This is a genomic window from Streptomyces sp. GL_140 (assembly GCF_057834465.1).
Map to the genome: position 1 here is coordinate 6131187 of NZ_CM174404.1, position 22978 is coordinate 6154164.

The 22978-nt window shown below is 69.7% G+C and carries 42 protein-coding genes; 7 read left to right on the forward strand and 35 right to left on the reverse strand.

Annotated elements, in window-relative coordinates; translation table 11 throughout:
* Positions 1-110 precede the first annotated feature (110 nt).
* From AC3IYJ_RS28775 to AC3IYJ_RS28795, 5 genes are all read right to left on the reverse strand, one after another.
* The gene (locus AC3IYJ_RS28775) at positions 111-347 is read right to left on the reverse strand and encodes a hypothetical protein (protein WP_489397493.1); all 237 of its coding nucleotides are present in this window, start codon (positions 345-347) and stop codon (positions 111-113) included.
* Positions 348-446: 99 nt separating this feature from the next.
* Positions 447-1043: a hypothetical protein gene (locus AC3IYJ_RS28780; RefSeq protein ID WP_489397494.1), complete on the reverse strand. Its 597-nt coding sequence runs from the start codon at positions 1041-1043 to the stop codon at positions 447-449.
* Positions 1040-1543: a hypothetical protein gene (locus AC3IYJ_RS28785; protein WP_489397495.1), complete on the reverse strand. Its 504-nt coding sequence runs from the start codon at positions 1541-1543 to the stop codon at positions 1040-1042. Before AC3IYJ_RS28785 ends, AC3IYJ_RS28780 begins: the two co-directional genes overlap by 4 nt.
* On the reverse strand, positions 1540-1935 hold the full coding sequence (locus AC3IYJ_RS28790; RefSeq protein WP_489397496.1) for a hypothetical protein: 396 nt from the start codon (positions 1933-1935) through the stop codon (positions 1540-1542). Before AC3IYJ_RS28790 ends, AC3IYJ_RS28785 begins: the two co-directional genes overlap by 4 nt.
* Entirely contained in the window at positions 1932-2279 is a 348-nt protein-coding gene (locus AC3IYJ_RS28795; RefSeq protein WP_489397497.1) for a hypothetical protein, read from the reverse strand. The genes AC3IYJ_RS28790 and AC3IYJ_RS28795 overlap by 4 nt, the downstream gene beginning before the upstream one ends.
* A 156-nt stretch (positions 2280-2435) precedes the next feature.
* On the opposite strand from AC3IYJ_RS28795, the gene AC3IYJ_RS28800 reads away from it, so the two are divergent.
* Both AC3IYJ_RS28800 and AC3IYJ_RS28805 read left to right on the forward strand, forming a co-directional pair.
* Positions 2436-2729: a helix-turn-helix domain-containing protein gene (locus AC3IYJ_RS28800; protein ID WP_489397498.1), complete on the forward strand. Its 294-nt coding sequence runs from the start codon at positions 2436-2438 to the stop codon at positions 2727-2729.
* A 141-nt stretch (positions 2730-2870) separates the two neighbouring features.
* On the forward strand, positions 2871-3125 hold the full coding sequence (locus tag AC3IYJ_RS28805; RefSeq protein WP_489397499.1) for a hypothetical protein: 255 nt from the start codon (positions 2871-2873) through the stop codon (positions 3123-3125).
* Positions 3126-3164: 39 nt separating this feature from the next.
* Here the strand turns inward: AC3IYJ_RS28805 and AC3IYJ_RS28810 are convergent, their stop codons facing one another.
* The 22 genes from AC3IYJ_RS28810 to AC3IYJ_RS28915 form a co-directional block, all read right to left on the reverse strand.
* The gene (locus AC3IYJ_RS28810; RefSeq protein WP_489397500.1) at positions 3165-3353 is read right to left on the reverse strand and encodes a hypothetical protein; all 189 of its coding nucleotides are present in this window, start codon (positions 3351-3353) and stop codon (positions 3165-3167) included.
* 25 nt (positions 3354-3378) lie between these two features.
* The gene (locus tag AC3IYJ_RS28815; protein WP_489397501.1) at positions 3379-4104 is read right to left on the reverse strand and encodes a hypothetical protein; all 726 of its coding nucleotides are present in this window, start codon (positions 4102-4104) and stop codon (positions 3379-3381) included.
* A 92-nt stretch (positions 4105-4196) separates the two neighbouring features.
* Complete coding sequence (locus AC3IYJ_RS28820; RefSeq protein ID WP_489397502.1) at positions 4197-4445, reverse strand: hypothetical protein; 249 nt, start codon at positions 4443-4445, stop codon at positions 4197-4199.
* A gap of 82 nt (positions 4446-4527) precedes the next feature.
* On the reverse strand, positions 4528-4938 hold the full coding sequence (locus AC3IYJ_RS28825) for a hypothetical protein (RefSeq protein WP_489397503.1): 411 nt from the start codon (positions 4936-4938) through the stop codon (positions 4528-4530).
* Positions 4935-5138, reverse strand: a complete 204-nt coding sequence (locus tag AC3IYJ_RS28830; RefSeq protein ID WP_489397504.1) for a hypothetical protein — start codon at positions 5136-5138, stop codon at positions 4935-4937. The genes AC3IYJ_RS28825 and AC3IYJ_RS28830 overlap by 4 nt, the downstream gene beginning before the upstream one ends.
* Entirely contained in the window at positions 5135-5308 is a 174-nt protein-coding gene (locus AC3IYJ_RS28835; protein WP_489397505.1) for a hypothetical protein, read from the reverse strand. Before AC3IYJ_RS28835 ends, AC3IYJ_RS28830 begins: the two co-directional genes overlap by 4 nt.
* On the reverse strand, positions 5305-5610 hold the full coding sequence (locus AC3IYJ_RS28840) for a hypothetical protein (protein WP_489397506.1): 306 nt from the start codon (positions 5608-5610) through the stop codon (positions 5305-5307). The genes AC3IYJ_RS28835 and AC3IYJ_RS28840 overlap by 4 nt, the downstream gene beginning before the upstream one ends.
* Positions 5607-6065, reverse strand: a complete 459-nt coding sequence (locus tag AC3IYJ_RS28845) for a hypothetical protein (RefSeq protein ID WP_489397507.1) — start codon at positions 6063-6065, stop codon at positions 5607-5609. Before AC3IYJ_RS28845 ends, AC3IYJ_RS28840 begins: the two co-directional genes overlap by 4 nt.
* Positions 6066-6114: 49 nt before the next feature.
* Positions 6115-6321, reverse strand: coding sequence for a hypothetical protein (locus AC3IYJ_RS28850; protein ID WP_489397508.1), 207 nt, complete (start codon positions 6319-6321; stop codon positions 6115-6117).
* Positions 6322-6331: 10 nt separating this feature from the next.
* Entirely contained in the window at positions 6332-6868 is a 537-nt protein-coding gene (locus AC3IYJ_RS28855) for a WhiB family transcriptional regulator (protein ID WP_489397509.1), read from the reverse strand.
* Positions 6865-7302, reverse strand: coding sequence for a RusA family crossover junction endodeoxyribonuclease (locus AC3IYJ_RS28860; protein WP_489397510.1), 438 nt, complete (start codon positions 7300-7302; stop codon positions 6865-6867). The genes AC3IYJ_RS28855 and AC3IYJ_RS28860 overlap by 4 nt, the downstream gene beginning before the upstream one ends.
* Entirely contained in the window at positions 7299-7625 is a 327-nt protein-coding gene (locus AC3IYJ_RS28865) for a hypothetical protein (RefSeq protein WP_489397511.1), read from the reverse strand. The genes AC3IYJ_RS28860 and AC3IYJ_RS28865 overlap by 4 nt, the downstream gene beginning before the upstream one ends.
* A gap of 268 nt (positions 7626-7893) precedes the next feature.
* Positions 7894-10416 carry a phage/plasmid primase, P4 family gene (locus AC3IYJ_RS28870; RefSeq protein WP_489397512.1) on the reverse strand — a complete coding sequence of 841 codons (2523 nt, stop codon included), beginning with the start codon at positions 10414-10416 and terminating at the stop codon, positions 7894-7896.
* 137 nt (positions 10417-10553) lie between these two features.
* Positions 10554-11456 (reverse strand): hypothetical protein, encoded by a 903-nt coding sequence (locus AC3IYJ_RS28875; RefSeq protein WP_489397513.1) that lies wholly within the window; start codon positions 11454-11456, stop codon positions 10554-10556.
* Positions 11453-12259, reverse strand: coding sequence for a PD-(D/E)XK nuclease family protein (locus AC3IYJ_RS28880; RefSeq protein WP_489397514.1), 807 nt, complete (start codon positions 12257-12259; stop codon positions 11453-11455). The genes AC3IYJ_RS28875 and AC3IYJ_RS28880 overlap by 4 nt, the downstream gene beginning before the upstream one ends.
* Positions 12260-12353: 94 nt before the next feature.
* Positions 12354-12602 (reverse strand): hypothetical protein, encoded by a 249-nt coding sequence (locus AC3IYJ_RS28885; RefSeq protein ID WP_489397515.1) that lies wholly within the window; start codon positions 12600-12602, stop codon positions 12354-12356.
* On the reverse strand, positions 12599-12850 hold the full coding sequence (locus tag AC3IYJ_RS28890; RefSeq protein WP_489397516.1) for a hypothetical protein: 252 nt from the start codon (positions 12848-12850) through the stop codon (positions 12599-12601). Before AC3IYJ_RS28890 ends, AC3IYJ_RS28885 begins: the two co-directional genes overlap by 4 nt.
* On the reverse strand, positions 12847-13203 hold the full coding sequence (locus tag AC3IYJ_RS28895) for a hypothetical protein (protein ID WP_489397517.1): 357 nt from the start codon (positions 13201-13203) through the stop codon (positions 12847-12849). Before AC3IYJ_RS28895 ends, AC3IYJ_RS28890 begins: the two co-directional genes overlap by 4 nt.
* Positions 13203-13595: a hypothetical protein gene (locus tag AC3IYJ_RS28900; protein WP_489397518.1), complete on the reverse strand. Its 393-nt coding sequence runs from the start codon at positions 13593-13595 to the stop codon at positions 13203-13205. Before AC3IYJ_RS28900 ends, AC3IYJ_RS28895 begins: the two co-directional genes overlap by 1 nt.
* Positions 13592-13855, reverse strand: coding sequence for a hypothetical protein (locus AC3IYJ_RS28905; RefSeq protein WP_489397519.1), 264 nt, complete (start codon positions 13853-13855; stop codon positions 13592-13594). Before AC3IYJ_RS28905 ends, AC3IYJ_RS28900 begins: the two co-directional genes overlap by 4 nt.
* An 84-nt stretch (positions 13856-13939) precedes the next feature.
* Positions 13940-14122: a hypothetical protein gene (locus tag AC3IYJ_RS28910; RefSeq protein WP_489397520.1), complete on the reverse strand. Its 183-nt coding sequence runs from the start codon at positions 14120-14122 to the stop codon at positions 13940-13942.
* Positions 14119-14412, reverse strand: a complete 294-nt coding sequence (locus AC3IYJ_RS28915) for a helix-turn-helix domain-containing protein (RefSeq protein ID WP_489397521.1) — start codon at positions 14410-14412, stop codon at positions 14119-14121. Before AC3IYJ_RS28915 ends, AC3IYJ_RS28910 begins: the two co-directional genes overlap by 4 nt.
* A gap of 274 nt (positions 14413-14686) precedes the next feature.
* Between AC3IYJ_RS28915 and AC3IYJ_RS28920 the strand changes: the two genes are divergently transcribed.
* From AC3IYJ_RS28920 to AC3IYJ_RS28935, 4 genes are all read left to right on the forward strand, one after another.
* The gene (locus AC3IYJ_RS28920; protein ID WP_489397522.1) at positions 14687-15088 is read left to right on the forward strand and encodes a hypothetical protein; all 402 of its coding nucleotides are present in this window, start codon (positions 14687-14689) and stop codon (positions 15086-15088) included.
* A 193-nt stretch (positions 15089-15281) separates the two neighbouring features.
* Positions 15282-15548 carry a hypothetical protein gene (locus AC3IYJ_RS28925; RefSeq protein WP_489397523.1) on the forward strand — a complete coding sequence of 89 codons (267 nt, stop codon included), beginning with the start codon at positions 15282-15284 and terminating at the stop codon, positions 15546-15548.
* A 71-nt stretch (positions 15549-15619) separates the two neighbouring features.
* Positions 15620-17071, forward strand: a complete 1452-nt coding sequence (locus AC3IYJ_RS28930; protein WP_489397461.1) for a recombinase family protein — start codon at positions 15620-15622, stop codon at positions 17069-17071.
* Positions 17072-17241: 170 nt separating this feature from the next.
* On the forward strand, positions 17242-17484 hold the full coding sequence (locus AC3IYJ_RS28935) for a helix-turn-helix domain-containing protein (protein WP_489397462.1): 243 nt from the start codon (positions 17242-17244) through the stop codon (positions 17482-17484).
* 42 nt (positions 17485-17526) lie between these two features.
* On the opposite strand, the gene AC3IYJ_RS28940 is transcribed toward AC3IYJ_RS28935, so the two are convergent.
* From AC3IYJ_RS28940 to AC3IYJ_RS28955, 4 genes are all read right to left on the reverse strand, one after another.
* Positions 17527-17661, reverse strand: coding sequence for a hypothetical protein (locus tag AC3IYJ_RS28940; protein ID WP_489397463.1), 135 nt, complete (start codon positions 17659-17661; stop codon positions 17527-17529).
* Between the two features lie 13 nt (positions 17662-17674).
* Positions 17675-18223, reverse strand: a complete 549-nt coding sequence (locus AC3IYJ_RS28945; protein WP_489397464.1) for a glycine-rich domain-containing protein — start codon at positions 18221-18223, stop codon at positions 17675-17677.
* 112 nt (positions 18224-18335) lie between these two features.
* Positions 18336-18548 carry a hypothetical protein gene (locus tag AC3IYJ_RS28950; RefSeq protein WP_489397465.1) on the reverse strand — a complete coding sequence of 71 codons (213 nt, stop codon included), beginning with the start codon at positions 18546-18548 and terminating at the stop codon, positions 18336-18338.
* The gene (locus AC3IYJ_RS28955; protein ID WP_489397466.1) at positions 18541-18711 is read right to left on the reverse strand and encodes a hypothetical protein; all 171 of its coding nucleotides are present in this window, start codon (positions 18709-18711) and stop codon (positions 18541-18543) included. Before AC3IYJ_RS28955 ends, AC3IYJ_RS28950 begins: the two co-directional genes overlap by 8 nt.
* A 193-nt stretch (positions 18712-18904) precedes the next feature.
* Between AC3IYJ_RS28955 and AC3IYJ_RS28960 the strand changes: the two genes are divergently transcribed.
* The gene (locus tag AC3IYJ_RS28960; protein ID WP_489397467.1) at positions 18905-20125 is read left to right on the forward strand and encodes an NsdA family TPR-like regulatory protein; all 1221 of its coding nucleotides are present in this window, start codon (positions 18905-18907) and stop codon (positions 20123-20125) included.
* On the opposite strand, the gene AC3IYJ_RS28965 is transcribed toward AC3IYJ_RS28960, so the two are convergent.
* The 4 genes from AC3IYJ_RS28965 to AC3IYJ_RS28980 form a co-directional block, all read right to left on the reverse strand.
* On the reverse strand, positions 20106-20771 hold the full coding sequence (locus AC3IYJ_RS28965; protein ID WP_489397468.1) for an HAD family hydrolase: 666 nt from the start codon (positions 20769-20771) through the stop codon (positions 20106-20108). The genes AC3IYJ_RS28960 and AC3IYJ_RS28965 overlap by 20 nt on opposite strands.
* Before the next feature lie 77 nt (positions 20772-20848).
* On the reverse strand, positions 20849-22444 hold the full coding sequence (locus tag AC3IYJ_RS28970; protein ID WP_489397469.1) for a hypothetical protein: 1596 nt from the start codon (positions 22442-22444) through the stop codon (positions 20849-20851).
* A 9-nt stretch (positions 22445-22453) separates the two neighbouring features.
* Positions 22454-22714 carry a hypothetical protein gene (locus AC3IYJ_RS28975; protein ID WP_489397470.1) on the reverse strand — a complete coding sequence of 87 codons (261 nt, stop codon included), beginning with the start codon at positions 22712-22714 and terminating at the stop codon, positions 22454-22456.
* Positions 22714-22977 (reverse strand): hypothetical protein, encoded by a 264-nt coding sequence (locus AC3IYJ_RS28980; protein WP_489397471.1) that lies wholly within the window; start codon positions 22975-22977, stop codon positions 22714-22716. The genes AC3IYJ_RS28975 and AC3IYJ_RS28980 overlap by 1 nt, the downstream gene beginning before the upstream one ends.
* Position 22978 lies beyond the last annotated feature (1 nt).

Consider the following 22978-nt stretch of genomic DNA (forward strand, 5'->3'; position numbering starts at 1 on the left):
CGACCGTGTCAGCGCACGGTCGGGGCTCTCCGAGGATGGCCCCCTCGGCGGTGTGGGGCTCACGCTACGCCCGGGATGGCCGGTACAACACCCCTCGTGCGTGGCTCGATTCAGTCGATGGTCCCGGCGGCGATCTCGTCGCGGATCAGGTTGCGGTGCTCCTCGTAGACGAGGCGTGCCTCGTTGCTCGGGACCGCTCCGGTGTTGAGGCCGCACGCGCATGTAACCGTGGTCTCGTCTGTCGGTACCTGCTCGGCCCACATGGACCCTGGCTCCCAGTCGACGACCTTGCTGTGATTCTCGAAGCGGAGGTTGTGGCGGTACATGGGACTGTGCGGCTCGCTCATGCCGTCCATCATCGTTGCTCCGGTGAGGGCTTGGACTTCATCAGTGCCCGCAGCCGGGCTTGGTCCACCATCCGCAGTCTGCGCAGTAGTCCATGTGGCTCACCCCCCGACCTTGTACGTGCGAGACTCGGAGGGGACTCGGACGACGGCTCCGGCCTGGCCGATGGCCTCTACACGCAACCCCGCTCGGGCCCCCTCCGGCGGGCCGTTGTTGGCGTTGGTGTTGGTCCCTGAACTGCACAAACAACCGCCGGAAGGGGCGCCACTCTCGCGTGCGGGAAGGGGCGGCACATCGTCGTGATGGACGCCAGGCCCATTGCGGCCGCCCGCGCGGACCCCGGCCCGCACGCGGACTCCCGCCTCGCTGAGGAGGGCACGCACGGCCTTGGTGTCGGGCAGTCCGGCGGCCTCTTGGAGCCGGGTCAGAAGAACGTGGCCGCCGTTCGCGGCCAGGCCCTGAAGCGCGGGCACAATGTCGACCGGCTCCGCATTCGCTTCCGTGCGGCGCCCGGCGGCCCAGGAGCGGGCCATGCGGTACCCGGCGGCCGTCAGGAGCCCGGTCACGAAGTAGGCGACGTCCGGGACCGCGTAGGCCACCGCTCCGGCGCCGCCGAGGGCGACCGCGAGGACGCAGCCGCCCGCGACCCGCCCGCCCGCGTGCTCCTCGTCAGCGGTGGACGGCTCGGTAGCGTTCACCGGATCATCCCCGTAAGCCAGATGCCGGACAGGTTCGCGGCGGAAGCCAGGGGGATCGCGGCATACCGGGCAATGCTGCCGGTCAGCGCGAGGCCGATTCCGGAGAGCCAGCCGCGCCATTTGGAGCCGGTGGCGCCGAAGTTGCGGCGGGCGATGAACGCGACGAGGACGAGGGCGGTCATGAACAGGCCGCCCTCGGTGAGGGGTGCGGCAGCGGTGCCGGGTGCGGTGCCGGTCTTGGCGCCGACGCCGAAGATGAGGATGCCGTCGCCGAAGGTGTTCATGCCCCACAGGGCGATGTCGCCGAGGAACCCGACGATGCCGCCCACGACCATGACGCTGAGAGCGCCGATGCCCCAGCAGAGGATGAAGGGGAGCAGGTCGCCAGCGTGGCGTACCGGGTCGGCACGGAGGGCTTTGATGCCGGGGTACCAGCGGGCGATTTCCCAGACGAGGAAGATCATGCCGAAGAGGACGCCGCCGAGGGTTGGGGTGATCACGGGGTACTCCGGGGTGCGCGGTCGGCCAGGGTGACGCTCGGGTAGCAGTCGGCGAACGCGTCGGCTTGCGCCAGGAGCTGCGCCGCGGCGGCGCGGAGTGCGCCAGCCCAGTGCGCCGCTGTCGCATCGTCGGTGAGCGTGTACGCCGGGCGGGCGTCGACAACGTCCTGAACTGCGGCGCTGAGGTGGCGCACGGCTGCGGCGGACTGCGCCACGCGCTGCGCCAGGCGCTCGCGGTGGGTGGCTGGTGCTGCTTCGGTCTGGCGCAGGTCGCGGAGCACGGTGTCCTTGGAGACGCCGAGCTCGTCGGCGATGCGCCGGGAGGATGCGCCAGTCTGCGCCAGGCGGCGCACGGTGGCACGCCGGGTGGCGACCTCGGTCGGGCTGGTCATCGGCCGGCCCCGGCAAAGTCGAGGAGGCGAAGTGCGAGCTCGCCGCGGGTCTCGGTGGGGCGCGGCATGAGCAGGGCCCCGAACACGAGTCGGTGGAGGAGTCCGTGCCGGGCGCGGTCAATGTGGCCGCGGTACGAGCGGTGCTTGACGTGGACCCAGGTGACTTCGGCGGCGAGGTCGTCGAGGTCGACGATGGTGGCCGGGTTGGTCGGGTGCTCCTGCCTGAGCCGGTCGGCAACGGCGGTGATGAGGTCCGAGAGGGCGTCGGTGTCCTTGACGGTCTCGTCGCGGGTCGCCTGGCGGAGGGCTTCTTCGGCCTGGCTGAGCTGGGTACGGTGTGTCATGGCTGTCCCCTGTTCGTGCAGGTGGATGGCCGGCCCCGGCGGAGGTGCGAACTCCGGCCGGGGCCGACTTGTTGAGCAGTGTGTGGACTGCTTGCTCACGACTGTAGGGGGCCCCTACAGTGATGGCAAGCGGCCTGCCCGAACGAAGGGGCTGGAGTGAGCGACGAGGAGGTGCAGCGGGTGACGGAAGCCCTGGATGAGGTCGAGCGCATCACCGACCCTGAGGCGCGCGTGCGGGCGCAGAATCGGATCATGGCCGCGCAGGTGCTGCGCAACAAGGTGTGGTCGGCCGAACGCCGCGAGCTGATCATCCGGCTGTGGGATGACGGCAACGGCCTCTCGTACCGGCAGATCGCCGACCGGCTCGGATGCAAGCTGAGCACCGTGCAGGACGTGTTCCGCGGCTACTCCGGGTCAGGGTCGCACCGGCCGAAGCAGGCCGCCGAGTGATCACTTTGCGGATGCCGCCAAAGTGAAAACGCTTGTCACTTTCGAGGCTCCGCGAAAGTGATCAGCCCCGTTCCCGGCGACGGGAACGGGGCTCTCTGCTGTCCGGATGCGCTTAGATCTGTCCGGCGGCAGGCTGGACGGATGGAGCATGCGCCGATCGTCGTACACCGGATCGCTGCGTCGGGTGGCCGGCGGGTGACGATCCGCGTGCAGGGCATCGATATGGTCCTCGGCGTCGCGCACTCGGATGCGGACCTGGTGGAGTTCCTGCGCAGGGCTGAGCTCCCGGACCCCGATCAGCTGGTCTTCGCGGATTCGACGCTGATCGAGTGGCAGGGCGACGGCCCGCACGTCTACGAGGCCGAGTACGAGCCGCCGCCTACTGACCTGCCGTGACCTACGCGGCCCCGGAGTGCGGACCCCGGAGCCGCCCGTTCAGCGGGTGCGCAGCTCGTACACGGCGTGTGGGACGCCGTCGATGAGCTTGGTCTCCTGAACATTGATGTACGCCACAGCAGTCCCGTCGCTCCGCCCGTAGACGATCGTCCGGACCTCGTCGTCGGTGTTGAGCGGCTCGGTGTGGCCGTCGCGGAACCCGCCTCTGAAATACGCGTGCGTCGTCATGGCGTCACTCTGCCTCGTCGGCCCCCTACGCCGCCATGGTGTTGGCGAGGGTCCACACCCGGCCGCAGGCGCCCGCGCAGCGCGCTTCGGGGTCCCGGCCGCCGCCGGCCAGGACGGTCACCTCGCCGAAGCAGCTCGGGCATGGCCGGGCCGCCGGGACCGTGCGCGCGGTGAGGTCGAGGGCGGACTTGATGCGCTCGGCACAGCCCGCGGCGACCTGCTCGACGTGGAGTAGCTGCGCGGCGGTGAGCGGTCGGAACGGCCCCTCCTCGTCGCTCACGCGGGCGTGCAGCCACCCGGCGGCATACTCGGCGGTCCGGAGCCCAACGTAGCGCCAGCGTCGCGGGTCGGCCTGCTCGTCGTCGGCGCACTGGTTGCGGAGCGCCCGGTCGACCGGTGACCAGCCGCGGGCCCGCCAGTCCGCCGGGGCGTGGCTGAGCGCGGGCCGGGTGATTTGCGGGGCGAGGGTGTCGGCGCAGTGGATGAGCGTGGTCTCGACGAGGCGTGCGGTGTCCAGCACCCGGATGGACAGCGGCGCCCGGGTCTCGCCGACCTGCTCCGGGCTGCGCTCCAGCGCGCGGAGAGCGGCGGCTTCCTCGCGGTCGGCCTGGTCGAGGCTGGCGAGGTACGTGCTCATGCGGCCGGCGGGCGGCCAGGTTGCGGCGCCGTGCTGGTCGAGGGCGTCGTCGAGGTGCGGCCACAGGGTGGCGATGGTGATGAGGGCTTCTGTGGCGGGGCTGGTGGTGTGCATCGGTGCTCCCGTGGCTGGGCGGGGGTACGGTGGGATCACCTGGGGGCGCATCCGGTCTGTGGCGGACGGTGGATGCGCCCCTCACGCATGTCTCAGGCGGGCTTCCAGGCGACGGAACCCTCTTCGACGTAGCCGTGTGCGCGGCTCTTGCCGGTGGGCTTGAACGTCTCCTCGTCCAGCTCGGTGAGGTAGTTCGTCCAGAAGGTGACGCGGGCTCGGGCGGCGCCGATGGAGCCGTACGGGCCCTCGTGCTTGGTGTCCTCGGTGCCGTCGCGATTCGTGATGGTGATGACGGCGCGGAAGACGGTGGCGTCGGCGGCCATGCCGATTGAGCGGGCCACGGCTACTCGCCCTTCCGGTTCTTGGCGCCGATCAGGGCAAGGATGATCAGGGTCACGCAAATGACGACGGTGATGTCGAGGCTCACGGGGTCTCCGGTCCGGGGCAGAGGAATGGGTAGTCGGGGTTGGTGCCTTCGCAGGCCGGGCAGTCCTCGGCGTTCGTTCCCTTCGCAAGGTGCTTCGGTGGCGTCTCAGGGCTCGTTGGCGGGCCGTCCAGGGCTCTACGGAGGTCACGAGCGCGGACCTCGGCGTACGGCCAGCTACGCGGTGCGAGCACTTCTCGGACGCGGGCGATGGCGGCTTCGGCCTGCTCGGCGCGGGTGCGGCGCTTCTCTGCGAGCCGGAACCAGCAGCGCCATGCGATGCGGGCACCGCCGGCCCGGCTGCGGGCACTGGTCCACGCCAGCCGGTAGCGCTCCCGTTCGGCGTACAGCTCGTCGAGTGCCGTGTCGGTGATCGTGTCGGCGGTGTGCCGGACGGGCTGTTCGGTCACGGCTGGCTCCGCAGGGTCTCGACGAGGGCGAGCAGGGCGGAGGCCACCGCAAGAGTTCCCTGGGCTTGGACAGCCGCGAGGGCTTCGCTGGTCGTGAGGTTGCGGGGCTTACCGAGGGTGGTGGTGAGCCGAGTGAGGTTGGTGGTGGCTTCGTTCACGCGGTCGAGGGCACTGTCGAAGGGGGTGGTGAGCTCGGTCATCGTCGGCTCCTGGTCTTCTGGCGGCCCCACGTGGTCGCGTGCGGGCCTCGTACGGCGCGGTTGGGGGTTCGGGTGTTGCGGCGGATGGCGTAGCCCAGAAGCAGACCCAGGGCGACAGCGAGGACGAACCAGCCGCCGAGCGCGAGGCCAACCACCGCCCAGCCGCTCACGGCTCCTCCCCGTCGTCCTCGTCGACGCTCGGGGTCCAGCCGGTGATCGTCGGGTACAGGTCGGCGTGGGCCCGGCACCCGTCGGCCACGGTGAACAGGATTTGGCGGTCTCCCGGTACCTTCTGCTCCGCGTGCATGCGGCCCTGGACCCAGCCCATGACGGCGGCCTCCTTGATGAGCAGCACCTCGCGCTCGGTGAAGCCGCGCAGCATCTGGTTCACCGCGGTGAAGCGGTAGGCGTCCTGCTGGGCGAGGTAGCCGACGAGGAAGTCGGGCAGGGCGGGGGGCTGCTGCTGGCTCATGCTCCGGCCTCCCCAACCGCCATGGCGCGGAACCGGTCGAGCGCGGCCTCGTCCTCGTCGCTGAACTCGTCGCCCCGGTCGGCCATGTGGTCGGAGGCGAGGTCGAGGGCGAAGGTGAGGAACTGCCGCTCGGCGACGGTGAACGCGGCGGCCAGCTGCTCGGCAGCGCTCTGCGGGTCGTTGGCGATCACGTCACTGGTGCTGGTCCACGGGTGGTGGTGGCTGGCCCTCGGGACATCGCAGTGCCCGCAGAGCGCTTCGTCGTGCGGCTCCGGCGTCTGTCCGCCGGCCTGGCGGGCCATGTCGCGCTCGCCGTTCACGAGCTCCTCCAGCCGAGCCAGGGGGATGACCACACCGTTCGGGCTGGTCTTCAGGAGGATGGCGGGGATGCCGAGCATGGGGCGGCAGGTGAGGCGGTCGCCGTCCTCGTCGGTGAACTCGAACCGGTTGGTCATGCGGGTCTCCTTGTTGCGCGCGCGGATCGGGGAACCGGATGTGAGCCGGTCAGGCGGCGTCTGGGGGTTCTGTGAGGCCGAGGAGCACAGCGGTGCCGCAGGGCCAGCGGACGGGGCGGGTGTAGCGGGTGGGTTGGTAGGCCTCGTCGTAGTGCGTGGTGGTGGTGTGGCAGCGGGGGCAGATGTTGGCGAGGGCTCGGCCGTCGATGAAGCTGAGGGTGGGTTCGTGGCCATAGGTCTCGCGTGTCTCGGGCATGGCGGGCCTTTCAGGCGGCGTCGGCGCGGCTGCGGCCGGTCTGAGGGGATCGGAGCGCGGCGCGGCGTGCGGCGAGGCGGCGTGCGTTGACTGCGCGGCAGAGCAGGCAGGGCTGTTCGCCGAGGGCGACGTGTGCGTTGTAGCCGGTCATCGAGCCGCCGTGGAGGGTGTGCTCGCGCTCCAACCGGGCTCGGCGGCTGCTCTCAACCTGCGCGGCACGCTTGGCCTGGCATGGCTCGCAGACTTCGCCGCGACGCCGGTGCTGCGCGTACGAGGTAGGGCTGTCGCAGTCCACAGGCGTCTTGCTGTCGCGCCGCGGGGTGACCGGTACTGCCCCGGGTCGGAGGGTCTTCGCGGTGAGGCCGCCCCACATTCCGTGTGTCGGGCGGGTGGCGAGCGCGTAGTCCCGGCACGGCTGGAGCAACGGGCAGCCAGCGCAGAACTCGCGGGCCTTCCGCTTGTCCTCGGACCTCGTGGAGAACCACAGCTCCGGGTCGTTGGTGCAGGGCCGGGGGTTGTCGTGGCGCGTCCACTCGTCGTTGATCATGATGCGGTCCTCCACTGGAACGCGGCGAACGTGACGGTGTCGACTTCCTGGATGTGCAGGCTGATGCGGCCGCCCTTGACCACGGGGCCGATGCGCATGTCGGGGCCGACAAGGTGGGTGTGGTCGTCGTCCTCCAGCACCCCTGCATCGACGAGCCCGTCGACTGCGGCTTTGAAGCTCGGATACCAGTTGGCCGGGTCGGCGCGGCGGCGCGACGGAGGGTGGAGCACTCCGAGGATGTAGGCGCGCTGCAGCACGGGCCCGGGGTTGGCCTGTGCCAACGCGGCGTGCATCGTCGGGTCCTCGGAGCAGGCCTCCATCGCAGCGCCGCGGATGGCCGCGGTGAGCTTCGCCTTGACCGCGTGGTGCGGGCGCTGGTTTGCGTTGAGCAGGGCCATCCCTGCTGGGAGGTGGATGGCGAAGTGTCGGGTCACAGCAGGGCCTCCTGTACTGGCTGCGGGGGGCAGCGGTGGTCTCGGAGTACGGGGTGTTGGTGGTGGGGCACGGTGAGTGGGTCGCGCCAGACGATGCGGCGGACGCCGAGGGTGCTGGTGAGCAGCCGCCAGGTGAGCCGGCCGGTCATGCGGGCCTGGATTTCCGTGGCGAGGTCGATGGGTTCCGCGTCGGCGACCACGTGGAGGGCCGCAGTACGGCCGGCCCACGCGGTGAGGATCAGGGCGCTGCAGCGCGGGCAGGTGCGTTCGATCGCGTGGTCTGCGGAGGCTGCGATCTTTGCGGCGACGCCGGGATGGGTCATCGGGTGCCGCCGGAGGGCAGTGCCGTTGCAGTGCCGTTGATGGCACTGCTGTTTCCGCAGGTCATCCGGGGTGGCAGTGCCGTCAGTGCCGTTAGTGCCAGTTTCTGAGCATCAATGCTCTTGTGTGCGTACGGAGCTGGATAGCTGTTTTCAACGGCACTGATGGCACTGCACGTCTGTGAGCTGCAAAGACGTACTGATTTCAACGGCACTTTCAACGGCACTTTGATGGCACTGCAACGGCACTGTGATGGCACTTGAAGGGTGATCATTCGTCGTCCTCCTCGTCAGCGGAGGGCGCGTTGAGTGCAACGTTGATGTACGCGTACTTGCCGTTGCTGGGCTTGCGGACGATTTCGAACCGGCGCAGTTCGCGGCCGAGCTGCCGTGCGGCGATGGGCTCCTCGCCCTCCACGCGGCACCACTGCTCATACGCCTTCCGGAACCGGTCGGTGAGTGTGCGGACGTGCGCGCCGCCGCCGACGGAGCAGGCTTCGGTGAGGAAGCGGGCGAGCGCGTCTTCCTCCTCGGCGTACTGCGCGGTCGCCGCGGTGACCGAGGCTGGGTCCTGTAGGCCGTCGCGGAACACCTCGGCGGCTCCGGCGACGATCCACGCGAGGATCCCGGGGGCTTCCTCGGCGATGAGCATGAGGTCGAGGTCTTCGATCACCTCGCTCGGGGTGCGGGTGAAGGGCATCAGCCGCAGGCGCCGCCAGAAGCTTTTGCCGCCGGCGGAGACGCGGGGCTGGTGGTTGCCCATCAGGAACAGCTTGTGTGTGGGCTCGAAGGTGAAGTGGTCCTGTCGCATGAAGCGTGCGGTGAGGCCGTCGCCGCCGGTGAGCTCCTTGACCTTGGCCTCGTCGAACTTGGCCTCCTGGTTGACCTCGGACGCGATGACGAGGCGCAGCCCGTGGAGCCGGGCGATCTCCGTTTCGTGGCGCTGGGCCCCGGCCATGAGGAATGCGTTCGGGGCGGTGGCCGCGTAGTCGCCGAGGACGGAGCGGAGCACGTTGAGGAACACGCCTTTGCCGTTGCCGCCGGGGCCGTGCAGGAAGGGAAGGATGTGCCAGCGCACGGACCCGGACGCCGCGTACCCGGCCATGCGCTGGACGTAGCCGCGGAGTTCCTGGTCGTCGCCGAAGGTCTGCGCGAGGAACCGGTCCCACTTCGGGGTGGCCATGGTCTCGTCGGGGGCGACGCGGGTGGCGCGGGTGTGCATCTCGTCCGGGTCGGGGGCGGACAGTGTGCCGGTCTTGAGGTTGACGGCGCCGTTCGGGGTGTTCAGCAGCATGCGGTGCGCGTCGAGCTGGCCCGCGTGGACGACGATGCGGGGGTCGGTCTGCGCCATGGTGACCATTGCGGCGATGCCTGCGGTGGAGAGGGAGCGCGCGCGGTGTTTGGCCTCGCCCTCGCCGTTGGGGAGGTCGCGGGCAATGGCTCGGGCCATTTCGCGGACGGCCCCGGCTTCGTCCCATGCCCACCGGTGTCCGTCCCAGCGGAGCCAGCGGCCGCGCTGCGGCACGTAGCGGACCTCCTGCTCGTGGAGGTCGACGAGGCGCAGAGCGTTCCCGTCGTCGGTCCGCGTGTAGGTCTCGGGCCCGATCTCGGTGGCTGGGTGCTGGACCACGTTGAGTGCGGCCGTGCCGTCGATCGAGGGCCGGGGGTTGGGGACTGCAGTGAGGTGGCGTACGGGCTCGGGTGCGGGCGCACCGTAGCCCTGACGGCGGAGCTCGCGTGCGGCGTCGGAGTGCTGGCCGCCGTGGTTGAGGAGGGCGTAGGCGCCAAACTTCGTGTAGGGGCGCTCGGCAACGAACTCGGTCGAGGTGGTGAAGACGTACAGCCGGTCGCGGTCCATGGCACGGCCGGTGGTCGCCGAAGGTTCCCGGCCGTCCTTCCCGGGGCGCTGCCAATAGGAGGTGCTGCCGGAGACGAACATGAGGCGCCAGCCGTGCGGGGTGAGGATGTCGGTCCAGCTGGCGCGCTGCTCGAAATCGTCCCCGGGGGTGAGTCCGCTGGCCCCGGTTCCGGCCGGGCTGCTACCGAAGAGGAACGCGGCGGCCTCGTCGAGGGGCTCGGTGATCACTTTCGCGGTAGCGGGAAAGTGATCAAGGTGTTCGTCGGTCGGGACGGTGTCGAGCATCCGGCACACCGCGTGCAGCGCTCGGTGCTCGTCGGCGGTGATGGTCGGCAGTGTGGCCGGGCCCCCGGCGAGGAGTTCGTAGGGTCGGTCGGTCGCGTGGACGGTGCCATGGCTGGGCGCGGTGACGACGAAGCCGCCCTCGCCGCGGGTTTCGACGAGGCCGCGCAGGAGCCTCTTGCGGGGGTGCCGGACGAGGACGTCCCGCTCGTCGTCGGTGAGCTCGTCCTCGCGTGCCAGGCGGCTGGCGAGCTTGGTGTTGCCCGGGGCGCCGCCGGTGACGAGGTAGTGGAGGTGGAGGCCGCCGGAGGGGGAGCGCTCCAGCCAGCCGGTGGCGATGCGCTGCCACAGCTCGGCCATGCCGGAGTTGGCGAGGATGTCGACGAGCTGCGTGAGGACGCCCTCGTCGACGGCGCGGCCCTCCAGCTCCAGCATCTCCAGGCCGCCGGACACGGCGCCGCAGACGACACCGACTCCGGGGTGGCCACCGGTGAACCAGGAGCGGACGAGGCCTTCCGAGGCCCGCTCAGTCTGCGCCCGCTTCCAGTCGCCCTGAGGTCTCTTGGAGCCGTCGGTGCGGACGGCGACCACCGAGCAGCCAGCCGCGTGCAGCGCAAGGGCTGCGGCGAGCATGTCGGGTGCGGTGTCGCTCAAGATGGCTCCTCGTGCCGTGGTGCGGTGTCGGGTGCAGTGCCTCGGGCCGGAGTCGATTCGGCGGCGTCACGCCGGGTCCGAGGCGGGTTGGTCCGTTCGGGGCTGCGGAGCGGTGGTCGCGCAGCCCCGAACGGCGGCTAGAACGGCGGCGGAGTGGTCGCGGCCTGCGCCTGCTGTGCGGCCTGCTGGGCGAGGAGCGCGGCGATGGCCGGGTTGGCGAGCTGCTCCGGGCTGAGCGCTGCGGCCACCGACGCGGGCTGCTGAACGGGGGCCGGGACGGGCACCGTGTACTGCGGCGCGGGTGCGGCCACTGGCGGCGCCGTGTACTGCTGGGGAGGCGTGGGCACGGTGCCGGGGTCCAGTGCGTGCAGCTCAGCGGCGACTGCGGCGACGTACTGCGCGGTGTACTGCTTCGGCGGGGAGAACCCGCGCTGTGTGGCCTGGCCGTCGTGGGTGTAGGTCACGGTGAGGATCCCGCCGACTTCCAGGCCGCGGGCTCCGGCCCCACGGACCGCGTCGGCGACCGCGTTCTTGAGCTGGCCCTTGACGAACAGCCGCCGCCGGCCGTCGTCCTCCTCAATCTCACGGTCGCGCTGGTCGGTCTGGACCGTGATGACGAGCTGGTTCATGGGGTTGCCGTCGGACCAGAACTTGGGCGTGCCGTCCTTGATGTCGCGCTGCTGCTCGACTGTGGGCCGCTCGGTGATTCGGCCCGTGAGGCTGGTTCCCGGGGTGGGGAACTTGGCGCTGGGGGCGCCGCCTCCGCCCATGAGGAAGTCGTCAGCGGAGGGGGCCTGGTACTGCTGCGGTGTCGTCATCTGCTTCTGCTCCTGCTGGTTGCTGGTGCCGAACGGGCCCATGTCCCGTCGATCGGTGGTGCCGTCCGTGTAGACCCGGTACGGCTGGCAGTAGGCGGTTGTGCACTCGCACCCTTCGTCGCATCGCGAGTCCCACTGCGCGGGCGGCCGCCGGTCGGGCACGGCGTGGACGCGGTGGTCGCAGATGACGCAGCGGCGCTGGCGCACGAACCGGGCGGTCATGCGATCAAGGCCTCAAGCGAGGCGCCCGGGTTGGTGCTGGGCTGTCCAGGGCATCCGGCGGCGAGGTCGTCGCTGCCGGGCTTGAGCCAGGGGCAGAACCGGCAGTTCGGCTTGTTGGGGATGGGGATGAGCCGCCAGTTCTCGGGGTGGTGGTCGAGCTCCAGTCCGGCCGCGGTGTCGCGGATCCGGTCGAGGCGGGCGAGCGCGGCTTCGGCGATGCTGCGGTCGTAGGGCTCGGACCACACGTGGACCATCAGCTCGTGGTGTCGGCCGATGAACGTCACGGCGACGCGGGTGGGCCGGTGTCCGGCGTTCTCCTGGCCGAGGCCGTAGAGATGGGCTTGGACGCGGTACTTCTCGCCGGGGCCCTGCCGCCGGTACTTGTCGTGGCTGCTCTTGCCGACGAGCTTCCAGTCGTTGTTGAGCAGGGCGAGCCGGTCGAACAGGTCCGAGCTGCCGGTGAGTGTGGCGGCCTCGGTGTGTCCTTGGCGCACGGTGACGCGTTCCTCGATGCGGTACCGGGGCTGCCCGTCGGGCATGGGCGTCTGGCGGGCTTCGAACTTCTCGGCCATCCACATGTGGAATCCGGTGCCGATGATCGCGGCGATGGGGTCGCGGTTGGTGTTGGTCTCGGGCCAGTCGAGGATCTTGTAGGTGAGCTGGCGTTCGCACGGCTCGCCGACCTCGGAGGGGCCGATCGCCCGCTGACGGCTGCGGCCGGAGTTCTTGTCCGCGTCGATGATGAGCTGGCCGATGCGCGCGGCCAGCTGCTCGCCGTACTCGTCGCTGCCGGTCGCGATCACTTCGCCACCCCGGCCCGGCGCGCGTCCACGTAGGCCTGGCTGTAGGCCTCGGCGCGGGCGACGAGCCGCTGGTAGGTGCTGCGGCGGATGAACATCAGATGCCTCCGTACGTGTTCACGGTGTAGAAGCGGCGCCCCGGGTCCTCGTCGTGGAGGTGCAGCAGCGTTTGCCGGTGCAGCTCCGCGAGGTCCTCGCGGGCGGCTTGGCGCCATGGGCCGGGCCCGAAGTGCGCGGCGTACAGGTGCTGCACGCGGCGGGTCGTCCACTGCCCGAGCCATTCCGCGGCCGCGGTGCGAAGCACGGGCAGTCGGGTATCGGCCGGGGCCGGCGCGGCCGCGTTCATCGGTCACCTCGGTCCGCGTTCAGGAGCGCGGCCAGGTACTCGGCGAGGTGCGGGTCCGGGACCTCGATGAGCGGTTCCGGGCAGCATCCGTACACGCCGCCGTCCGCGTCGGCGTCCTCGTGGTCCTCGTCGGAGCAGACTGGGGCGATGCCATCCGGCTCCCCGTCCTGCTGGATGTAGACGGGCCGCCACCGGTTCGGCAGGGCCTTGATGCTGGGCTCGCAGCGAATACGGTTGAGGGCGTTCACGCGGCACCCCGCTGCCTCGGTACCGACCGGCGTCCGGCGACGAGCAGAGCCGACGCGAGCCGAGACACCCCGGCGCCGTAGACGCTCATGGCGCACTCGTGGCCGACCTCGGTGAGCAGCTGCTCGACGAGCGTGTCCCGCTCGTGGGCGCCGTGGGAGTCGGCGCCCGACGAGGCGGCGTGTGCGGCGGCGATGTCCTGGAGCTGGTGGAGGAGCTGTTTGCCGTCCTCGGCGGCCAGCTCGGCAAGGGAGACGAGCACCGTGGTGAGGTAGTGGTTGATGTCGATGCGGGCGCCGCCGGGCAGAGGCGTGACGCCGATCCGGTACGGGCCGTCAACGGGCAGGTTGCTCATCAGGAGGTCTCCGGGAGGTCGTGGCCGAGGCGGTAGTCGTGGTGGAGGGGCCCGTCGTGCGGGTCCTCGGCGAGGAGCGCGGCCACGTGCGGGAACTCGGTGGCGATCGAGTTCCGGGCAGCGGCCACCTGGGCCTGGAATGCGCAGGTACTGCACGGTGTGCCGTACCGGTACGCCGCGTGGCAGGTGGGGCACGTCTGGTACGTGGCGGGTTCCAGGGCCTCCAGCTCGGCCACCCGGTCCCGCAGCGCCACCAACTCGGCGGCCGTCTCCACGGTGTTCAGCAGCCCGTTCGCGTCCAGCGCCACAGCGATCGTCGCCGGGACCGCGTTCGGGCGGCCCATGGCCTCGCAGATCACACGGGACGCGCTGCCGATCGACTGGGTGTTCACGCCGCACGCTCCAGGCGGACCAGCGGGCCGACGACCTCGGCGAGTTCGTCCTCGCGGGCCCACACCATCCGCGGGCAGTTGGCGGGGTTCACCTGCTCCGGGACGAAGAGGCGGCCGTCCTGGCCGTCCTCGACGAGCCGCCACACGAAGCCACGCAGGTCCCTGTACAGCTCGACCGGCGGGGCCGGGAGCGGGACGGGAATGTGGTGCGTGATGCCGCTCTGGCCGGGGAGGCCGGTGACGGTAGGCTGGTGGTTCATGGTGTTCCTCGTCTTCTCGGTGTTGGTGAGGAATGCCGGGGCTGTCTCGGACCTAGCCGTCCGGGCGGCCCCGTTTTCATGGGGTCAGGCGGCGATGGGCAGGCCAGCCGGACCGGTGGCAGGCCGTGCGGTGTCGAAGAGCGACTGAATCTGGGCCCGGGTGTCGGGGCTGAGCGGCGGAGCCGCAGCCACGAGTTCGCGGATGGCCTGCACTGCGGCGGGGCCGAGGCGCTGCTGGGCGGCTGTGCGGCTGAAAGTGGCGGTCACGCCGGCACTCGCAGCCGGGAGCGGCCCGAGTGGCGGGTAGCTCGCCCCGTGGGGGTGAACAGGATCAGGACATCTACGCCGATGGCCGATGCGATCTCGCAGGCGGTCGGGTAGAAGACTGCTTCCTGCTCGCCTGTCAGTAGGTTGCCGATGGTGCTGTGTGAAACGTCGGCCTTCGTGGCGAGCTCGCGGCCGGTAACTGCGGCGCCGGTGCCGGTGCGTTCCATGAGCTTGGCCAGGAGGTCTCGGTCGACGAGTCGGAAGAGCGGAATGGGCTTGTGGTCAGACATCTATGCGTCCACCTCGTGCAGTGAATTGTTGCACTGCTTGGATGGATGAAGCATTGCATAGCTTGGACGTCACGTCCAGCCTCTTGGGTGTGGCGTGTGAATTTGGCCAAACTCTGCTTTGCGCCCTAGCGTGCGCCGCTGCACTGCATGGACACTCTGTCCGGCGAGTGGGATGGCAGACCCCCCGCCACTTGGGGGGATAGGTGGACCGCCTCACTGGTCGCATGGACACCCCACGGCCCATGACATGACTCGGAGTGGCAGGATGACCCTCATGGCTGCACAAGATCGTTCCCCTGCGGCGGGGCGAAGCCAGCTGAGAGACCTCGCGCGCGACCGCAAGAACACTCTCGGGCTGAGCTACGACAAGCTCGCCGCGCGCTGCATCGACCCGGAAACCGGCGAGCAGACCGTGAAATCCTCCTGGCTTCACCGCCTCGCGACCGACCTCCCGGTGCAGATCCCGGACTACCCGATGCTGCGGGGACTGGCCGTCGGCCTCGACGTGCCGCTTGGGAAAGTGCAGGACGCCGCTGGCGCCGAGTTCTTCGGTGTCGACGTTGAGTGGTCCGCGTCGGGTGAGGCGCGTGCGCTCGTCGACAGCCTTGCGCCGCTGACGCCTACCCAGCGTGAGCAGCTTCAGCGACTCATTGAATCGTTCACCCGACAGGAATAGACATCGAGGCATATGCCACCAGCGGGCTGAACACGCTCTGTAGTTTTCATATGCTCGGTGTAGTCAGAAGCCGTTCAATGCGACACCATTGGCGGCACCGCCTGGGGGCGCGTTAGGTCCGATAGTCTGCATTTGCGCGCTCGCATTCGAACTTGTGCGCGGTTTGTGACGCAGGCAGCGCCAAGGGGGTCGCATGGCTGACAGTGAGTACACCCATCGGGAGCGTCCGCGCCCAGTGGAAGCTGAAGTAGTCGTCTCCGCGCTCGTACCGGACGGCTACGCCATGATCCCCATTCAGCTTCGCGGTAAGACGGTCCTCGCCGTCCACCCGGACCACGGCAGCGAGCAGCTCGCCAAGGAACTCACCGATCACCTCGCCCACGCGACTCAGGTCGGCATGGCTGTCCTCTACAACCCGATGGATCCGGTCGAAGAGGTGCGGGCGCACCCCGAGATTTAAAACTGCCTTTAGTGGGCCTTCGACCTAGCAAAGGCCCACGAAAGACGGAATTAAAGTGCGAGCATAGAGGCATGGAGTCACAGAACACCGGCCCGACAGGGCGCCGCGTAGTCCGCTGCTACCTCTACGCCCGCATCAGCTCGGACCGCGAGGGCGCCGGACTCGGCTGTGACCGCCAGATCGAAGACGGCTACGCACTGGCCGAACAGCTCAGCAACAGCGACACCGAGTACCGCGTCGTCGAAGTCTTCGAAGACAACGACCTCTCGGCCTACTCGGGCAAGCCACGCCCGGACTACATCCGGATGCTCCAAGGGCTCGAGGCGGGCGCTGGCGAGTGCGTCATCGCCTGGCACACGGACCGCCTCCACCGGTCGCCTGCCGAGCTCGAGCGGTACATCGACATCTGCGAGCCGCGGCGCGTCGAGACGCGCACGGTCAAGGCGGGCCACCTAGACCTCACCACTGCCACCGGACGGATGATCGCCCGGCAGCTCGGAGTGCAGGCTCGGTACGAGGTCGAGCGGATGGTCGAAAGACAGAAGCGCGCCCGGGATCAGATGGCGCAAATGGGTAAGCACTTCGGCGGCCGACGGCCCTTCGGCTGGGAGGTCGACGGTATGACGCCCATCCCTGCCGAGGTGGAGTGCATCCAGCACGCTGCACGCAGCGTTCTCGCCGGAGCCTCCCTGTACTCCATTCAGCGGGATCTGCGGGCCCGTGAAGCCCTCACGAGTACCGGCGGGCAGTGGAGTGCCTCCGAGATCCGCAAGATGCTCCTACGCCCCCGCAACGCGGGCATCGTCGTACACAGGGGTGAGGAGGTGGGGCCGGCCCAGTGGCCTGCCGCGCTGGACGAGCCGACATGGCGGAGTGTTGTCGCCATGCTCAAGGACCCGAGCCGCAAGATCGGGCCAGCCGGGAACGCCAGGGTTGCCCTCGGTACGGGCCTCTACGTGTGCGGGACCTGCGGCAAGAGCGTGATTTCGTCCACGGACGGCAGCGGCAACCACCCCGATCGGGAACGGATGCTCAACTACCGGTGCCGGTCGCAGAAGCACGTGAGCCGTCGGCGAGACCTCGTAGACGATGTCGTTCAACTCGCCGTGCTTGACCGGCTCTCCCTCCCTGATGCAGCAGACCTTCTGGCGACCCGTGAGGACCCTGTGGATGTACGGGGCGCCCAGGAGGACCGGAGGCAGGCACGGTTCACCCTGGACGGCTTGGCGGGCGCTCTGGGGCGTGGAGAGCTGGATATGCGGTCGTGGACTCTGGCGTCCGAGGCTGCGCGGCAGCGGATTGCCGCAGCGGAAGAGGTGCTGTCGCGTGCGGTCAAGGTGAATCCGGTGGCCGCCCTGCTCACGGCGGAGGACGTTGAGGAAGCGTGGAACGGGCTGGATCTGTCTCGGAAGCGGGCGGTGATCTCGTATCTGATGACCGTGACCATCAACCGGGCCCGCCGGGGCCGGCAGCCCGGTGGCGGGTATTGGGACCCGAATTCTGTGCAGGTCGCGTGGAAATGAAGCAGGGCCCCCGCTGGCAGGCGGGGGCCCCGCTGGCCGCTCCCGCCGCCTGGGGGGCAGGACTGGGAGGGCCGGTCTGGTGTGCAGGCTGATGCCCACATTTGCGGGAGATGAGTCGATGTAGGGTGCACCCTACATACATCAGTTCATGATCACGTCAGCGTGTACGGGTGTCCCGTGCCCACCCTGTACCCGCTCACGTCCTCGCCAGACGACGACGCATCGGCGAACAGATTCGACAGGCCCGGACGGACAGGAAGCTGACACAGCAGTTCGTGGCCGAGCAAGCTGGCGACATGGACCGGGCAACGTACGTCCGTATCGAGCAGGGCCAGGCGAGCCCGCTCCTCGACACGCTCATCCTCATCGCGGACGCCATCGGCGTACCGCTCGCGCACCTCGTCCGGGAGTAGCCCCGGCCGGAGGGGGAACTGTCGGCCGGGGCGGTTCTCAGATCAGCTCTCGTCAGGCTCCGCCACGACGAACCCGCGGACCGGCGCAGGTCCTTGCCGGGTCGGGTCCTGAGCGCGCAATGCCTCGTGCAGGGCCTCGACAAGGTCGGCGTACCGGGGGTCGATCCACTCGTTCATGGCGGCAGCCTACTCAGCCCTTGGGCTTGGGGATGATGACGATCGGGCCGCCGTCGTCCGAGTGACGGCAGGAAGCGGCGACGGTGACGAGGGTGTCCTCCGGGCCGCGCCACAGGTCCGCGTCGACGCTGTAGCCCGCGGCCTCGATCGCGGCGACGGTGCGCTCGACGGAGCTGTGTGAGCGGTTGGTGGGGTCGGGCCGCTCCGGCAGGTGGTGGATGAAGCCGCCGCAGAGTCGGAAGCACAGCGACTGGTAGAGGGCGGTGTGGAGTACGAGCGCGTGCCAGCCCTCGTCCACGACACGGGACGGTACGAGACCCGCCGGGGTCCGGGCGGCCGTGGCGAGGAACGCCAGCGCGTCGACAACGATGCGGGAGGCGAGGTCCATGGCCATGCCGGGGTTGTTATCCAGGACGGTGTGCATGACGCCGTTGAACTCGGCATCGCTGAGCAGAGCCCGCGCGCTTGCGGGGGCGGTGGCCGTCAGGACGCCGGACGGCTGCGGGTTGCCGGGCTGGCTGATGCACGGCGGCGGGACAGGGTTCGGTACGGGACTGGACATGCTTCTCCCCTAGGTCATGTGCAGGAAGGTGCGGGTCAGGTGGTGCCGACGACGATCACGGCGAGGATGCCGAGCACGATCAGCACGTAGCAGAGCTGCTGCGGAAGCCCGGTCATCCGGTGGCCTCGACGTTGCGTTCCGAGGTCGACAGCTCCAGACCGGACTTCATTCGGATGTATGCGATTGGCGCGTACTGGGGGTCGCCATAGACGCGGCGGACCTCCTCATACACGACGGCCATGAGCTGGCCCTCCGTACCGGAGGCAATATCGCGGACCCGCTGGTTCAGGAGCGGGTGGGCCAGGTGCTCTCCCGGCTTAGCCATCGGACTCGTCTCCATCCGTGCTGGTGAATCGCGCCCAGCCGGCCTGCGCCCGGTCAAGGAGATCAGCGCTCGGCTCGACCACCTCAGCCATGCCCATACGGGGATCGTCCGGGGTGTCGAGGTTCCATACGCCGCGGGCGCAGCTGTGGGTCGGGCTGGTCACGGGTCACTCCCTACCGTCGTCAACGGGTGGTGAGAGACACCATGGACCTAGGAAAGTCCTATTGCTAGGACTTCAGAGCGGCCTTTCTGGGTCCTCAAATAGGGCTTTGCTGCCCCCATTCTGGTGAACCATGGCAGTCAAGAGGGCGTCCTGAGACAGTAGGTCAGGACACCTACCCACTACGGGAGTTGGAATGACCCGACCCACCGGCAACGCGCGCTTCCGGGCGGCCCGCCAGGCCGCCGGCTACCGGACCCAGCAGGAACTCGTCGACGCCCTCGCCGCCCGCGGGATCCACATCGGCCTACGGCAGGCCCGCCGCTACGAAGCCGAGAACCCGCCCCTGCCGCAGACCGACGTGCGGCAGGCACTCGTCGACCTGCTCGGCCGCCCCCTCGACGAGCTCGGGTTCAACGTGCCGCCCGGTACCGGACCGCAGACCAGCACCAGCCTTATCGCCCCTGCGAACCGCGGACCGCTGCGCGCCTCGAGCGCACCACAACCAGCCACCGCCGGTTCCGACTTCCTTGCGGTCACCCGGGCACACCGACGGCTGTACTGGACCGTCACCCCGTCGGTCCTGCACCCGGCCGTTGCAGCACATGCCACCCTCGGCGGCCAGCTCCTCGACGCGACTACCGGCAGAACGCGTCAGACCCTCGCCGTGGCTCTCTCGGAGAGCTGGCTCCTGGCAGGCCGGATCGAGTTCTTCGACCTCCGCGAGCCCACCCGGGCCGGCGACACGTGGGTCCGTGCTCTCCAAGCCGCGGGCGAGGCCGACGACACGCTGCTCGGCGCCGCGATCCTGGCGCACATGGCGTTCATCCCCGGATGGTCTGGGCAGTGTTCCGCCGCCACAGAGCGCATGGTCGCGGCCCGCACCTACGCCCGGCGCGGCCAAGCCAGCGGCCAGTTCGTGGCCTGGCTCGATGCCGTCGAGGCCGAATGCGCCACCCGCTGCGGGGACACGCGAGCCGCCCTCAACCTCATCGCCCACGGTGAGACCGTCGTCGAGGACGACGCAGGCCCCACCCCCGAGTGGATGGATTGGTTCAGCCCCGTCCGGCTTGCCGCGTTCAAGGGCAATACCCAGCTCACAGCCGGGCACCTGCCGCAGGCCCGCGAGACGCTGCTCCACGTCCTCGACGAGCTTCCGGAGGACGCCGACAAGCAGCGCACCGTCATCCTCGGAGACCTCGGAGCGGTCGAGGCCGCCGCCGGACGCCCGGAGGACGCGGCGCGGTACGCGCTTCGCGCGCTGGAGCTGCTGGAGACGCACTGGTACGCCACCGGGCTGGAGCGGGTCCGCGAGGTGCGGCGCGCACTCGCTCCGTGGGAACACGAGCAGTACGTCCGCGACCTCGATGATCGTCTCTACGGCTGGGGTGCCGTCGTCAGCGCTCTCGCCTGTTGAACTCGGTGATCCGAGGGGACAGTTCGGCGAGGCTCTCGACGCGGAACGTTGGCAGTTCGAGGGCCTCGGCGGTGTTCCACTGGATCGTGGCCCACGGGCCCCGGCGGATGAGCGCGGTGTGCATGCCCGCGGCGGCGCCGGGGCGGAGGTCGTTGTCGACGCGGTCGCCGACGTAGAGGATCTCGCCGGGGGCGGCCGGGACGACGGCGGCGACCCGCTCGAAGAACTCCGGATCCGGCTTGCTCGCGCCCCAGTCGTCCGAGGTACCGATCAGGTCGACATCCTTCGTGAACAGCTCGCGGAGCAGACCGCCCGCCCGAACGGTCTGGTTCCCGGCGATGCCCAGCCACAGGCCGTCCGCGCGGAGCTGCGCGAGCGCCGGGCGGACGTCCGAGTAGAGGTCGTTCTCGCCGAACCACTCCGGGAGGCCAGCGGCAGCACGTGCTTCCCGCTCGGCCGTCAGGTCGAAGCCGGGCTTGAAGGGCTCGAAGACCTCGCGGTAGTCGCGGCCCTGTGCGATCACGGCGCCGAACATCGCGGCGAAGGTGTGTCGGGGGACGCCGAGCCAGTCGGCCCAGGTGCCGTACTCCCGGGTCTCGTCCACGAGGCACTCACCGACATCGAACACCACAGCGCGAATCGTCATGCGAGCAGCCTATCCACGGGGCCGAACGCACGAAAGCGCCCCCTCCCGCCCGTAGGCGAGAGGGGGCATCGTGCTGCCTAGGGTCCAGAGAGGGCGTACCACTGGGATCCCCAGCCGGTGTTGATCGTGCTGGTTGCCTGGCTCGATAGCGTCAGGCTCGACGGCAACGACGTCTGTCCGGTGAGGATCGTGGAGTAGCGGAGGTTCGGCGCCGTCAGGTTCGCGTTCACCGAGATCCCGGCCCCGGTGGCCTTGAAGGTGAGCGAGTTGGTCGTCCAGGTGGAGCCGTTGCCGAGCAGCATCGCGATGTAGTAGTTGCCGGGTGCCGCAACGAACGGCGTGGCGAGCGGCAGGGCCTTGGCCGTAGCGCCCGACATCAGCAACGAGGAGATGTCCGCAGTGACACCCTTCAGGGCTCCTGTGCTGTCGTACAGGCCGAGGTAGCAGTTGCTCAGCGAGGCGCCCGCGTCGACACCGGACAGGCCCAACCAGATGTTCGCGACGGTGACCTGCTCCCGGATCGGGATCTTGACCAACGTGATCCGGCCCGCGACACCCGCGCTGCTCTGCGCCGTCACATGCCCGGCATCGTTGGGGTCGCCAGTCCACGTGATGAGCCCCTGCTCCGACGGGCGCGGCAGCCAAGAGCCAGCGGCCGAACCGTTCACCGCGCCGAAGTTCCAGAGCCTCATCCGCCACGGATAGACGGTGTTGGCGTAGACCCGGCCGGCGGCGGTGCCACTGTGGACGAGGGCCACGGTGATGTTTCCGGAGCCGTCGATGTGGCCTGCTTGCACCACGAAGAACTGGCTCGTCACCTTCGAAAAGCTGGTGCTCGGGTACAGCCATGGCGCGCCCTCGGCCAGCGGTGTGCTCGTGCCGGAGCCGCCGTAGATGGAGACAGCCCCGCCGCTGGTGAGTAGGGCGACGTCCATGAAGTGGGCGCCGTTGTACATCATGGCGAGGTCGACGTCGATGCGGTCGCCGACTGCTGCGGGGATGGTGCACTGGAGCGGCGTGCCCGCGCTCGTCTGCACGATGATCCACGGCGTGGACGAGGGCAGATCAGTGATGGTGCCGTCAGTGATGGTGGCCCCGCTGGTCGTGACGACCGTTCCGGACGCACCGATCGCGCCCTGAGGGCCCGTCGCCCCCGCGGCTCCGGCAGTGCCTGCGGTGCCCTGCAGGCCTTGAATGCCCTGGATCCCCTGCGGCCCCGTATCGCCCGTGTCGCCCTTCGCTCCCGGGGCTCCTGCAGCGCCGGGTGCGCCGTTCGCTCCCGGAGCCCCCGCAGGCCCGACCGGACCTGCAGCACCCCGCACGTAGCCCGGGAGCCCCGGGTCGGCGACGACGAGGTCGAGGATGTCGAGCGGTGAACCGTCGCCCGTTGGGACCGCGAACGTCCGGACCCGGACCGGAACCCCGGCAAGGGACTCCGTGATCCGGTAGTAGCGGCCCGTCGCGGGCTCGATCCCTGCCGCGTCCGTGGGGATCAGCGACGCCGACCACGCGCCGGCCGTGACGGTGACTGGATGGTCCGGGCCGACGAGCAGCCGGTTGCCGGTCTCGTCGGTCCAGCGGCGCGGCAGGCATGCCAGGGTGACGGTCACCGGGGCGCCGAGGTCAGTGAAGATGTCCGCCACGCTGCCGGTGACGGTGCGCCTGGTCGACATGGTGTCCTCCTACCGGGCCAAGAGGGCGAGTGCCCCGGTCACGGCTCCGCCGACCCCGGCGAGGACGCCAAGGGTGGGCAGGGGCCAGCGGGACCGCTCCAGGGTGCGAATCCGCGTCTCGTGATCCGCGAAGTCACGGCGGAGGTCTTTCGTGTCGTCGAGGATGCCGTCGAGCTTGGACTCGATCCGCCCTACGGTCTGCGTCAGCCCCCTCACCTCCCCATACATCTGTGCGGAGCTGATGTAGACGCCCGGATCGGGGGTGGTCACTAGACCCCCTTGGCGGTCGACGCGCTGTTCGGGTCACCGACCAGCCGGGCCAGGAGCCCCTTGACGAAGGTGCCCGCGGCGACGATGCCGGCCGTGCCAACGGACTGCCAGAAGGAGCCGTGGAGCATATCGGCCGGACCGGACGCGACGAGGAGGCCGCCGGTGGCTGCGGCGAACGTCCAGATGGTGCGCTCGGCGACGTCCTTGGCGTACGTGGCGCCGGTCTTGAGGATGGAATCGACGGGCGGGAACGGGCTGGTCATG

Excerpts from the sequence above, each read along its gene's own strand:
- AC3IYJ_RS28775 (WP_489397493.1), bottom strand. The coding sequence starts at position 347 with ATGAGCGAGCCGCACAGTCCCATGTACCGCCACAACCTCCGCTTCGAG.
- AC3IYJ_RS28790 (WP_489397496.1), bottom strand. The coding sequence starts at position 1,935 with ATGACCAGCCCGACCGAGGTCGCCACCCGGCGTGCCACCGTGCGCCGC.
- AC3IYJ_RS28795 (WP_489397497.1), bottom strand. The coding sequence starts at position 2,279 with ATGACACACCGTACCCAGCTCAGCCAGGCCGAAGAAGCCCTCCGCCAG.
- AC3IYJ_RS28805 (WP_489397499.1), top strand. The coding sequence starts at position 2,871 with ATGGAGCATGCGCCGATCGTCGTACACCGGATCGCTGCGTCGGGTGGC.
- AC3IYJ_RS28810 (WP_489397500.1), bottom strand. The coding sequence starts at position 3,353 with ATGACGACGCACGCGTATTTCAGAGGCGGGTTCCGCGACGGCCACACC.
- AC3IYJ_RS28815 (WP_489397501.1), bottom strand. The coding sequence starts at position 4,104 with ATGCACACCACCAGCCCCGCCACAGAAGCCCTCATCACCATCGCCACC.
- AC3IYJ_RS28830 (WP_489397504.1), bottom strand. The coding sequence starts at position 5,138 with ATGACCGAGCTCACCACCCCCTTCGACAGTGCCCTCGACCGCGTGAAC.
- AC3IYJ_RS28840 (WP_489397506.1), bottom strand. The coding sequence starts at position 5,610 with ATGAGCCAGCAGCAGCCCCCCGCCCTGCCCGACTTCCTCGTCGGCTAC.
- AC3IYJ_RS28845 (WP_489397507.1), bottom strand. The coding sequence starts at position 6,065 with ATGACCAACCGGTTCGAGTTCACCGACGAGGACGGCGACCGCCTCACC.
- AC3IYJ_RS28850 (WP_489397508.1), bottom strand. The coding sequence starts at position 6,321 with ATGCCCGAGACACGCGAGACCTATGGCCACGAACCCACCCTCAGCTTC.
- AC3IYJ_RS28855 (WP_489397509.1), bottom strand. The coding sequence starts at position 6,868 with ATGATCAACGACGAGTGGACGCGCCACGACAACCCCCGGCCCTGCACC.
- AC3IYJ_RS28865 (WP_489397511.1), bottom strand. The coding sequence starts at position 7,625 with ATGACCCATCCCGGCGTCGCCGCAAAGATCGCAGCCTCCGCAGACCAC.
- AC3IYJ_RS28875 (WP_489397513.1), bottom strand. The coding sequence starts at position 11,456 with ATGACCGCCCGGTTCGTGCGCCAGCGCCGCTGCGTCATCTGCGACCAC.
- AC3IYJ_RS28885 (WP_489397515.1), bottom strand. The coding sequence starts at position 12,602 with ATGAACGCGGCCGCGCCGGCCCCGGCCGATACCCGACTGCCCGTGCTT.
- AC3IYJ_RS28895 (WP_489397517.1), bottom strand. The coding sequence starts at position 13,203 with ATGAGCAACCTGCCCGTTGACGGCCCGTACCGGATCGGCGTCACGCCT.
- AC3IYJ_RS28905 (WP_489397519.1), bottom strand. The coding sequence starts at position 13,855 with ATGAACCACCAGCCTACCGTCACCGGCCTCCCCGGCCAGAGCGGCATC.
- AC3IYJ_RS28915 (WP_489397521.1), bottom strand. The coding sequence starts at position 14,412 with ATGTCTGACCACAAGCCCATTCCGCTCTTCCGACTCGTCGACCGAGAC.
- AC3IYJ_RS28920 (WP_489397522.1), top strand. The coding sequence starts at position 14,687 with ATGGCTGCACAAGATCGTTCCCCTGCGGCGGGGCGAAGCCAGCTGAGA.
- AC3IYJ_RS28925 (WP_489397523.1), top strand. The coding sequence starts at position 15,282 with ATGGCTGACAGTGAGTACACCCATCGGGAGCGTCCGCGCCCAGTGGAA.
- AC3IYJ_RS28930 (WP_489397461.1), top strand. The coding sequence starts at position 15,620 with ATGGAGTCACAGAACACCGGCCCGACAGGGCGCCGCGTAGTCCGCTGC.
- AC3IYJ_RS28940 (WP_489397463.1), bottom strand. The coding sequence starts at position 17,661 with ATGAACGAGTGGATCGACCCCCGGTACGCCGACCTTGTCGAGGCCCTG.
- AC3IYJ_RS28945 (WP_489397464.1), bottom strand. The coding sequence starts at position 18,223 with ATGTCCAGTCCCGTACCGAACCCTGTCCCGCCGCCGTGCATCAGCCAG.
- AC3IYJ_RS28950 (WP_489397465.1), bottom strand. The coding sequence starts at position 18,548 with ATGGCTAAGCCGGGAGAGCACCTGGCCCACCCGCTCCTGAACCAGCGG.
- AC3IYJ_RS28960 (WP_489397467.1), top strand. The coding sequence starts at position 18,905 with ATGACCCGACCCACCGGCAACGCGCGCTTCCGGGCGGCCCGCCAGGCC.
- AC3IYJ_RS28965 (WP_489397468.1), bottom strand. The coding sequence starts at position 20,771 with ATGACGATTCGCGCTGTGGTGTTCGATGTCGGTGAGTGCCTCGTGGAC.
- AC3IYJ_RS28970 (WP_489397469.1), bottom strand. The coding sequence starts at position 22,444 with ATGTCGACCAGGCGCACCGTCACCGGCAGCGTGGCGGACATCTTCACT.
- AC3IYJ_RS28980 (WP_489397471.1), bottom strand. The coding sequence starts at position 22,977 with ATGACCAGCCCGTTCCCGCCCGTCGATTCCATCCTCAAGACCGGCGCC.